This is a genomic window from Maledivibacter halophilus, from assembly GCF_900167445.1.
Lineage (GTDB): Bacteria > Bacillota > Clostridia > Peptostreptococcales > Caminicellaceae > Maledivibacter > Maledivibacter halophilus.
In genome coordinates, this window is record NZ_FUZT01000001.1 from 212,596 (window position 1) to 222,832 (window position 10,237).

Annotated in this window: 6 protein-coding genes and 6 tRNA genes; 8 read left to right on the forward strand and 4 right to left on the reverse strand. The window is 31.5% G+C overall.

Annotated elements, in window-relative coordinates; translation table 11 throughout:
* Window positions 1-43: 43 nt before the first annotated feature.
* From B5X81_RS01030 to B5X81_RS01045, 4 genes are all read right to left on the reverse strand, one after another.
* Complete coding sequence (locus B5X81_RS01030; protein WP_079488691.1) at window positions 44-1,468, reverse strand: PTS transporter subunit EIIC; 1,425 nt, start codon at window positions 1,466-1,468, stop codon at window positions 44-46.
* Between the two features lie 34 nt (window positions 1,469-1,502).
* Entirely contained in the window at window positions 1,503-2,405 is a 903-nt protein-coding gene (murQ, locus tag B5X81_RS01035) for an N-acetylmuramic acid 6-phosphate etherase (RefSeq protein ID WP_079488692.1), read from the reverse strand.
* Between the two features lie 498 nt (window positions 2,406-2,903).
* Window positions 2,904-4,247, reverse strand: a complete 1,344-nt coding sequence (locus B5X81_RS01040; RefSeq protein ID WP_170917225.1) for an AfsR/SARP family transcriptional regulator — start codon at window positions 4,245-4,247, stop codon at window positions 2,904-2,906.
* 4 nt (window positions 4,248-4,251) lie between these two features.
* Window positions 4,252-5,799 (reverse strand): amidohydrolase, encoded by a 1,548-nt coding sequence (locus B5X81_RS01045; RefSeq protein WP_079488695.1) that lies wholly within the window; start codon window positions 5,797-5,799, stop codon window positions 4,252-4,254.
* A 223-nt stretch (window positions 5,800-6,022) separates the two neighbouring features.
* On the opposite strand from B5X81_RS01045, the gene B5X81_RS01050 reads away from it, so the two are divergent.
* The 8 genes from B5X81_RS01050 (at window position 6,023) to B5X81_RS01085 (ending at window position 10,087) form a co-directional block, all read left to right on the forward strand.
* Entirely contained in the window at window positions 6,023-7,666 is a 1,644-nt protein-coding gene (locus tag B5X81_RS01050) for a M20/M25/M40 family metallo-hydrolase (RefSeq protein WP_079488697.1), read from the forward strand.
* On the forward strand, window positions 7,666-9,066 hold the full coding sequence (locus B5X81_RS01055; RefSeq protein ID WP_079488698.1) for an alanine/glycine:cation symporter family protein: 1,401 nt from the start codon (window positions 7,666-7,668) through the stop codon (window positions 9,064-9,066). The genes B5X81_RS01050 and B5X81_RS01055 overlap by 1 nt, the downstream gene beginning before the upstream one ends.
* Window positions 9,067-9,557: 491 nt before the next feature.
* Window positions 9,558-9,631, forward strand: a tRNA-Gly gene (locus B5X81_RS01060).
* A 6-nt stretch (window positions 9,632-9,637) separates the two neighbouring features.
* Window positions 9,638-9,714 (forward strand) — tRNA-Arg (locus B5X81_RS01065).
* Window positions 9,715-9,738: 24 nt separating this feature from the next.
* Window positions 9,739-9,814, forward strand: a tRNA-Lys gene (locus B5X81_RS01070).
* A 1-nt stretch (window position 9,815) separates the two neighbouring features.
* Window positions 9,816-9,904, forward strand: a tRNA-Ser gene (locus tag B5X81_RS01075).
* Between the two features lie 6 nt (window positions 9,905-9,910).
* A tRNA-Ser gene (locus B5X81_RS01080) sits at window positions 9,911-10,003 on the forward strand.
* A gap of 7 nt (window positions 10,004-10,010) precedes the next feature.
* Window positions 10,011-10,087 (forward strand) — tRNA-Ile (locus B5X81_RS01085).
* Window positions 10,088-10,237: the final 150 nt, after the last annotated feature.

The following is a 10,237-nucleotide window of genomic DNA, read 5'->3' on the forward strand; positions in this document are numbered from 1 at the left end:
ATCATAATTATGAAATATAACTGTCTCAATAATATTACTTAATTTAGTTTAATTCTGATATTTCTTTTTCTTTTATAAATAATTGAGTTATAATGAATCCAAATATATAAGATATAATTAATCCTAAGATGTAGTGGAGTATGGATTCTGGATGCATCAGTGGAATGGCTGCAACTCCTGATGGTCCCCAAGCTCCTGACATAACATGCTGCAACATTACATAGGCTCCTCCAAATCCAGCTCCTAATCCAGCAGTAATAAATGGTTTTCCAAGGGGTAATGTAACACCATATATAAGTGGTTCACCAATTCCCAATATGCCAGCTGGTAAAGCACCAGATATTATTTGTTTTAGTTTATGATTTCCTACTTTATTAGCTTTCATATATATAGCAATTGCAGCTCCTACTTGTCCTGCTCCAGCCATAGCTAATACTGGGAATAATGATACTCCACCAAGGGCTTCTAATTGTACAGCATATATAGGTATTAATCCATGATGTAATCCTAATAATACCATTGGTAAAAATATAGCGGCTAATATATAACCAGATATAATACTTACTGCTGGTATATCAGAAGAAACCATAACTTCTAAAATGCTAACTAGTCCATCTGAAATAAATCCTGATATTGGCATTATAATAAATATCATTCCAATGGTAATTATAAGTAATGTTACTACTGGAGTTACAATAAGGTCTAATACGTCAGGAACAATCTTCCTTACTCTTTTTTCTACAATTGATAATATATATACTCCTATAATTACTCCTATTATACCACCCTTACCAGATCTAAGAATTGCATTTAATGGTGATTCTGTATTATACATTCCAAGTAGTTGAGAAATTTCATTTATTTGTCCCATAACTGTTAAGGCTCCTACCATACCTCCTAAGCCTTCAGTGGCACCAAATTGTTTTGCTGCATTTATACCTGTAAATATTGTAAAGTAACCCAAAAATGATCCACCTATTAATGATAATATTAATCTAGTAATATCCCAAAAACCTGTTGCAGGAATACTTCCTGTACTCTGTAGGTTAGTAATGACTCCTGCAAAACCATTAAAAATACCTGCTGCAATAATAGCTGGAATTAAAGGAATAAATATTTCTCCAATTGTTCTAAGTCCTTGTTTAAATTTATTTTGCTTTTGTTTGTTTTTCATTTTCTTTTTATTTGATTTCCAATCTTTCCCAACTTCCATTGCATTATCTATTGTAACGTTTTCCTTGAGGGTTAATAATAATTTCTTTGCCTTACCAGGGCCAACAATAATTTGAAGGGTTTCATCGTTTACAACTCCCAAAACGCCATCCAGTTGTTTTAGTTTCTCTACTTTGGCTAGATCAGGATCTTTTAATTTGATTCTTAATCGAGTCATACAATTGACAGCATCTTCAATATTTCTTTCACCACCAATTAAATCAACAATTTTTAGCACTAATTCTTTATTATTCATATCATTTCCTCCTTAATTTTATAAAAAATATTTTTTAAAGTGAATTTAGTGCCTCACTTAAATGACCATCATAATCTGCAAGTATTTTTTTAGCATTATTAATTTGCAAACCGGATTTTATAAGAAATATGGCCAATTTCACATTATAATCAGTTTTTTCTAAATAATTTGTTGCTGTATCCTTATTAACATCCGTGGCTTGAATAACTATTTTTTTACATCTTTCTATTAGCTTTAAGTTCTTCGCTTGCAGGTCCACCATTAAATTTTTGTATACTTTTCCTAATTTAATCATAGAAGCTGTTGTTAACATATTTAAGACCATTTTTTGAGCTGTGCCAGCTTTCATTCTAGTGGAGCCAGAAATAACTTCAGGTCCTACAACTGGTGATATAGATACATCTGCTATTTTAGAAATTTCTGAATTAGGATTACAAGTGATTCCAATAGATACTGTATTTATTTCTTTAGCATATTCTAATCCACCTATTACAAAAGGTGTTCTACCACTAGCTGCTATACCTACTAAAATATCTTTGCTATTAAATTTAATATTTTTTAATTGATCGATTGCTTTTTCTTTACTATCTTCTGCTCCTTCAACAGCAGATCTTATTGCCTTGTCTCCTCCAGCAATAAGTCCAATAACCATATTTGGATCAACACCAAATGTTGGGGGACACTCTGAGGCGTCTAGAATACCTAATCTACCACTAGTTCCAGCACCTATATAAATTAATCGACCTCCTTCTCTTAATTTATTTGATATTATGTCTACAGCCTTAGATATATTAGGTAGCTCTTTTTCTACTGCTAAAGCTACTTTTTTGTCCTCATTATTTATGGCTTTTACAATATTTATCGTATCTAATTGATCAATATTTTTTGTGTTTTCATTTATTGATTCTGTTACTAGTTGATCTAAGTTTTGATTCATTTTTTCACCTCATTATTTTATTTGTTAATTATACTTTAACATTTTTGAAATTATATTTCAATATTCATTTTAGTTTAAGAAATATTATTTCGTAAATTAAAAATTAAAACTGAATAAAGCAAGTATATATATATGAGATTTTAGCTATTTTTATGTTCAAATTTATAAAAGCACTTACAAGATCATTAAATTTTTTGACAATCATTCAGGAGGATAGACGAGCTTAGCAATTATTTTTAACAGATAAAGCTAAAAACTTTATACCAACAATGTTTAAAATTTTAGATGAATGGGATAGTACAATTTTACAGGAAGTAAATGAGTAGGAAATTAAGCTTTGTAAGGGTATATCCATAAACAGGTAAAGGAGGAGATATTAATGGAAAATAATAATACTAAAGATAATAAAATATACAGGGTATGATTTAAATGAGCCTTTTAACCATATCCTGTATATAATTATAAATATATATGTGTGATAGGGATATTAAATATTACTTAATTTCTTATTTTTTCTACAAATTTTTCATTTTCAAATGCTCTTATAAAGGAATTTAGTCTTTCATTATTCCATCTTAAATCATATATCCCTATTAGATTTATCCCTTTGTTATCAATTTTCCTAAATAGAAATGAAATAAAATCTATAGATTTCTCATCTATGAGATGAAAATTCCATACTTTTATTAGAATATCTGGAATTTTATTGGAGCTGAATAATTCTATCATTTTTTTAAATAATGAATATTCTCTTGGAATTGTAATATTTCTGATTTCATCTATTGATTCTGAAAAATTTCTATATAATCTAGTGGATTTTTCAGAACAAAAAGCTTGAAACCCATCAAGCATTTCATATATACCTTCATAATTGATTCTTGAACCTGGGCTTATACATATATCAATAATCATAAATTCCCTTGATTTATCAAACTCATAGATTAATCGTGAGAATTTTTTTAACTTATCAGGCTTATCAGAAATGAATATTTTCATAGATTTATTTATTCTATTGAAACCTTTGTTTAAGTTATTATGTCTAATAGAGAAGTTATTTGATGATAAATTAGTTGTATCATTTTCTGTTATTATTTTATTGTATAATCCTTGAATTTCTGATGATGGGCTAATGTTTAGTTCATTTCGTAGAGTAAGCTTTAATTTCTTGTAGGTATTTATAGCAGAAGCTCTATTTCCTGACATGTATTGATATTTTATTACTCTATAATATACCTCTTCATTTAACGAATCTATAGCAATAAGCTTATTTAGTTCAGTTATTGCAGCTCTTATTTTTTTCTGTTTTATGTAAATGTCTGAAAGTCGTAGTTGAACATCAAAATACATTCTTTGCAGGTATTCTCTTTCATTAAAAAACCAGTCATTAAAATTCGAAATATCATATATATAAAAGTTTTCAATAAAATCTCCTTTATATAACTTAGAGGCAGAAATTAAGAGATTTTTCTTTTCCTCTAATGAAATGTTTACTTCATTTGACTGTTTTATAAAATCTAAGTACATATTAACATCAGAGTTTATCAAATCTTTAGATATACTAATTACATTTTTTCCTTTTGCAATTATTACTTCTTCATCAGTATATTTTTTAAATACCTTTCTTATTTGCCAAAGAGCATATCGTAGATTACTGTAACCGGACTCTCTCTTATAATTTTCCCAAAACATAGAAGCAAGTTTTTCTCTGTAGTGAAATTTATCGTTGTTCATTATTAAATAACATAATAAGCCTAAGGCTTTCTTTGAAAATTTTGTTGTAATATTTTCATTATTAAGAAGAATTTTATAATTGCCTAAGAAATATACATCAATCTTTTCCATAAGACTAGATCCCTTCTTTAATGTATATAAATTCTCCATTTTTCATGGTAGATATTACTTCTATATCTTTGATACATTTACTATCGACCGTAAGGGGATTATTATCCAATACGGCTAAGTCAGCGATTTTTCCTTCCTTGATACTTCCCTTGATATTATCTTCAATTACTGAATAAGCTCCATTTATTGTATACATTTTGAGGGCTTCAAAGGGAGTAATTCTAGAGTTTGGATTAGGATGATTTACTGCTGCATAAACTCCAAGTAATGGGTCTACTCTCATAACATCGCTGTCGGAACAACCTGCAACAATTATGCCGCAGTCAAATATTTCTCTAAAAGGATTTGTCATTAAGGATCTTTCTTTTCCTATTCGAACATCATAGGTTTCACCTTTGTTTCTGAAATAAATTTCATATGTAGGATGCATTGCTAAAATCAAACCCAACTCCTCAACTCTCGTTATCTGTTCTTTTGTTGGTAGTTCAAAATGTTCAATTCTATGGCGATGACATTTATGGTCACTTTCAGATAATACTTTTTGATATGCATCCAGTAAAAAATCTATTCCTCTATTACCAACGGCATGTACTGCTACTTGAAGACCTAAATCATGTGACTGTCTAATGAATTCTACCAGTTCGTTAAATGTAAAGAATAGTAACCCCTTATTGTTCTTTGAGTCACGGTATGGTTTAAACAAAGCTGCGTTTTGTGAAGTTATAGAACCATCAAGGAAAATATCTCCTCCTATTCTTGGCAAATCTTTGGAAATAACCTTTTTAATGTCTGTTGTTGAATAAAAGATATTTACATCAACAGGTATTGATTTCATATTATTCATAAGTATATCAACATGTTTATCGTGAAATAAAGAACCACCCTCTACTGCAACAAGAGTTGTAACTCCTTTTTTAATGATTTTATCTATAGCTGAATCCATGCCTAATACATGAAGATCATCAGACATCATTTCATACATTTTTCGTCTAGCTATAAAACAGCCTCTATTTCTTATTCTTCCAGTAAATATATTAAACTCATCCTTTTCAAAGGAATTAGTAGTAAATGGGATTCTAAAAAGATTCATAGTAAAGGAATTAACTACAATGGTGTGAAATTCGATACTGCTAAGAATTACAGGAACATCAGGAGCCACTTTATCCAATTCTCTTCTAGTTGGAAGCCTTTTTTCTTTAAGTCGAAATTCAGATAAACTACTTCCGTATATAAATGTATTACTTTTTAGATTCTTTCTTGCCTCTTCTATTAGGTCGAGAATATCAGGAATAGATCTTGCATTTTCAAGATTTACAGAAATTTCTTTTAAAAAGGTTGAGATTAAATGGAGATGAGAATCATAAAAACCTGGTACAACAGTTTTTCCCTTTAAATCAAATACTTTAGTTTTACTATTTGAATAATTTAAACATTCATAATTTGAACCTGTGCAAATTATTTTTTTGCCTTGGACAGCTATAGCTTCACAATAATCATATTCTGTATTCATTTTTATTATATGTCCATTTATCAACACCTTATCAGCAACCACTATAATATACCTCCAAGTTTATTGTATAGTGAAACAATACTGAAAGTTTTCTATTTTAAATTTATTAAACATTAAAGTTGTTTATCTTTAATTTAACTTAATTATAAACTATATAATTGCAAAAATCACAATATTAACAAAATTAAAACGATTTACAAACGGAAATTAAATTATCCATAAAATACTAAGAGGCTATAATATCAATACAAAGGGGGAGGTAATATTGAGGGAAAAATATAGTTTTGACATAAAGAAAACCCTTTATGAATTTGTGTCAATTCAAAGTGATACAGGTACAAAACTTGAAAAGAATTTAGAAAAGTATTTACTTGAATTTATTTCTCAGCTTTCTTGCTTTAAAGAGAAAAAAGATTTTGGTACATATAGGTTAAATCAAGACAGACTAGATAGGGAGGTTGTTTGGGCTCTTTTAAAAAGAGACTCTGATGATACAATAATACTTCTAAATCATCATGATGTTGTAGACAGCTATGATTATGGTGAAATAAAGAGCTTTGCTTATGAACCTGATACATTGAGGGATAAACTCAAGGTGTTTAATCTTCCACAGGATGTTATAAGAGACATTTCTTCTGGAGAATGGATTTTTGGCAGAGGAAGTGCAGATATGAAAGCAGGAATAGTTATTCAACTTGCGGTCCTTGATAAACTTTCGAGAGATAAAAATTTTAATGGAAATATTCTATTTTTATCGGTTCCAGATGAAGAGACTTTATCCCATGGAATGAGGGAATGCACAAAACTCTTATTAAAATTAAAGACTAAGTATTCCTTAAACTACAAGCTATTGATTAATTCAGAACCTCATGAAAGAGAAAAGGAGGATGAGTACATTGTTTATGAGGGGTCAGTTGGAAAAACAATGGCTGTAGTATATGTGAGAGGAAAAAAATCTCATATTGGACAGATATTCCAAGGCTTAAATCCATCACTTATAATGTCAAAGATTATAAGTAATACCGAGATGAATAGTGAACTGTGTGACATAAGATTAGGTGAATCTTCACCACCACCATCATGGAGCTATTGCAGAGATTTTAAAGAGGTTTATGATGCCTCAATTCCTGAAGCTGCTGGAGGTTATTTAAGTTTTTTAACTCTTGAAAGAACTCCAAAGGATATTATTAGCGGATTAAAGAAAATTTGTGAAAAATCCTTTACAGAGGCTATCAAGCAGGCTAATTTTAATTATAAGAAATTTACAAATTCAAACGATGAATTAAAGTGGAGAGTAAACGTTAAACAGTATAGCGAGTTATATAAGGCTGCCAAAGAGTATTGTGGTGAAAAAATTGATGACATTTTAAAAGAGACTCTTGATAGGATAGAAGGAGACATTAAAGAAGGTAAAATTACAATTCCTGAAAGTAATTTTCTAATAATTAAAACCCTATTAAACAATGTACCTTATACTGAACCAATCATAGTAATTGCATTTTCTCCACCCTATTATCCACATATATCCAACAGAGATATGAAGCTTTCAGAAGATATTGAGAAGCTTAGTGAATTTATAGATACTATAGCACGTAAAGATTATAAAAATGTTGTGAAGAAAAGAGAATACTTTATGGGTATCTCAGATCTTAGTTATGCCGGACTTATGGATAATGATGAAGTAATACCTTATATAGAGCCTAATATGCCTTTGTGGAATGAAAAATTCTATACAATACCCTTTGAAGCTATGAAGAAGCTTTCAATTCCGATTATTAACATAGGGCCTTGGGGAAAGGATATTCATAAAATGACTGAAAGGGTATACAAGCCAGATATAATGTCGCAAACACCTTGGTTGATTGAATCGGTTATCAGGTATTTATTAAAAGATAAGGGGGACAAATAATGAAGGAAGCAGTTGTTAATTTTATTAATTATATGACTGGACTATTATGGGGACCATTTATGCTTATATTATTACTTGGTGGAGGTATCTTCCTAACAATTAGATTGAATTTTATCCAATTTAGATATTTTAAGTATATGTGGAATCAAACCTTTGGAAATCTCTTTAAAAAGCAAGAAAAACAAGATTCAGAGGATGCACATGGAACTGTTACACCTTTTCAGGCCGTTACAACTGCATTAGCTTCTACTGTTGGAGCAGCAAATATTGTTGGTGTACCAGTGGCAATATTCTTTGGCGGACCTGGGGCAGTATTTTGGATGTGGGTTACTGCATTATTTGGAATGATAACAAAATATGTAGAAGTAGTTTTAGGAGTAATGTATAGGGAGAAGAATGCTGACGGAGAATATGTTGGAGGTCCTATGTATTATCTTAAGAATGGGCTAAAATCAAAGTTTTTAGGTAATGCATATGCATTTATATTCATGCTTACCATAGTATCTGGAATAATGGTTCAGGCCAATTCAGCTGCAGGGTCTGCTGAGTCATTAGGGATAAATACAACCATATCTGGTATTATAATTACATTGATAGTTGGAATCATTGTTGTAGGTGGAGTTAAAAGAGTTGGGAAAGTTTCAGAGAAATTTGTACCATTTATGGCTAGTTTATATGTACTTGGCTGCTTAATAATTATATTTGCAAATATTACTGCTATTCCTGGTGTTTTCGTATCAATATTCAAGAGTGCATTTTCACCTCAGGCTGCTGTTGGTGGTTTTGCAGGAAGTACTATAGCCCTTACAATGAGATGGGGAATTGCTAGGGGAGCATACTCTAATGAAGCCGGTATGGGTAGTGCACCTATTGCTCATGCTGCTGCAAAAACTGATCATCCTGTAAGGCAAGGTATGTGGGGAATGTTCAGTGTATTCTTTGATACATTATTAATATGTACGATGACTGCTTTAGTTATATTATCAACAGGGATTTGGACTAATGGAGATATTGGAGCTGCAGCTATGACTGCAGAAGCTTTTAATGATTTTTATGGCAAAATTGGCGGAGGATTAGTGAGCTTTTCTGTATTATTATTCGTAATATCTACTATATACGTAATTCTTTTCTATGGTGAAAGATTAGCAGAATACTTATTTGGTAAGACATTTTCTCTTATAATGAGATATGTTTACCTAGGTGCATGTTTTGCAGGAGCTGTTGGTGGCTTGAGGTTTTTGTGGATATTCTTAGACTTTCTATTTGGTCTTGCAGTAATACCCAATATGATAGGGGTGTTATTTCTTTCCGGTGTTGTTGCCAAAAAAACTAAAGAGTTCTTTACTTCAGAGAAATACTATTTAAAGGATGTCAAAATGAAAAAATCTTTAAATGATTAATTAAAAGTAGTTTTAATTTTTTTGAAAGCATACAAAAACTTACTTTTATTACAAAACTCAGTATTTAATATTGACATATCTTACTTTTTTCTATATCATTAATATTAAATTTATACACAATGATTTATAAATTTTCAAAAAAGGTGATTTAAATGTTAGAAGCAATTAGAAAGAGATTTCAACTAAATATCTATTATTTTAACTATTACTTTAGCTGGGGCTTTTACTTTTTTAGCGCTGGTTACTTTGCATTTAAAAATAGTAGATATAAAATTCTGAAGAGTTCTTCTAACACAGATATAGTGTTTTTATAAAAATGTAAATTAATTATTTTTTTAAGGAAGACTCATTAGAATGGGTCTTCTTTTTTGTTTGCGAGGCATGTTGCCGAGCCGATGGTTTGAAAGAAAACCTGTCACCTAGCTAATGGGAAGCCCAACACTATATAATAAAGGTAACAAATAGGACAATCGTACTGTATTTAATATAATGCGGGTGTAGCTCAGTGGTAGAGCCCCGGCCTTCCAAGCCGGTTGCGAGGGTTCGATCCCCTTCACCCGCTCCAAAATGTGTGCTCATAGCTCAGCTGGATAGAGCAACGGCCTTCTAAGCCGTGAGTCCGGGGTTCGAATCCCTGTGGGCACGCCATTTAAAATATTTATAAGTTAAATTGACCCATTAGCTCAGTCGGCAGAGCACCTGACTTTTAATCAGGGTGTCCCGCGTTCGAGTCGCGGATGGGTCACCATGGAGGGGTGTCCGAGTGGTTTAAGGAGCTGGTCTTGAAAACCAGTGACTCCGCAAGGGGCCGTGGGTTCGAATCCCACCCCCTCCGCCAAGCTGTGGAGAAGTACTCAAGTAGGCTGAAGAGGACGGTTTGCTAAACCGTTAGATCGGGTTTACCGATGCGCGGGTTCGAATCCCGCTTTCTCCGCCAAGTATAGGGGCCTTTAGCTCAGTTGGTCAGAGCGTCCGGCTCATAACCGGCAGGTCCGGGGTTCGAGTCCCTGAAGGCCCACCATTTTAGTGAAATTTTAATTTAACAAAGCTTGCTAACAAACCTTTAGGTTTTGAAAAGTTTTGTGGTTTTACCAATAGGTAAAAATATTACCTTGGGAGAGGTTAGAAACAAGAAAGTTGACAATTATCAATATTGCAGTTTATCATGTTT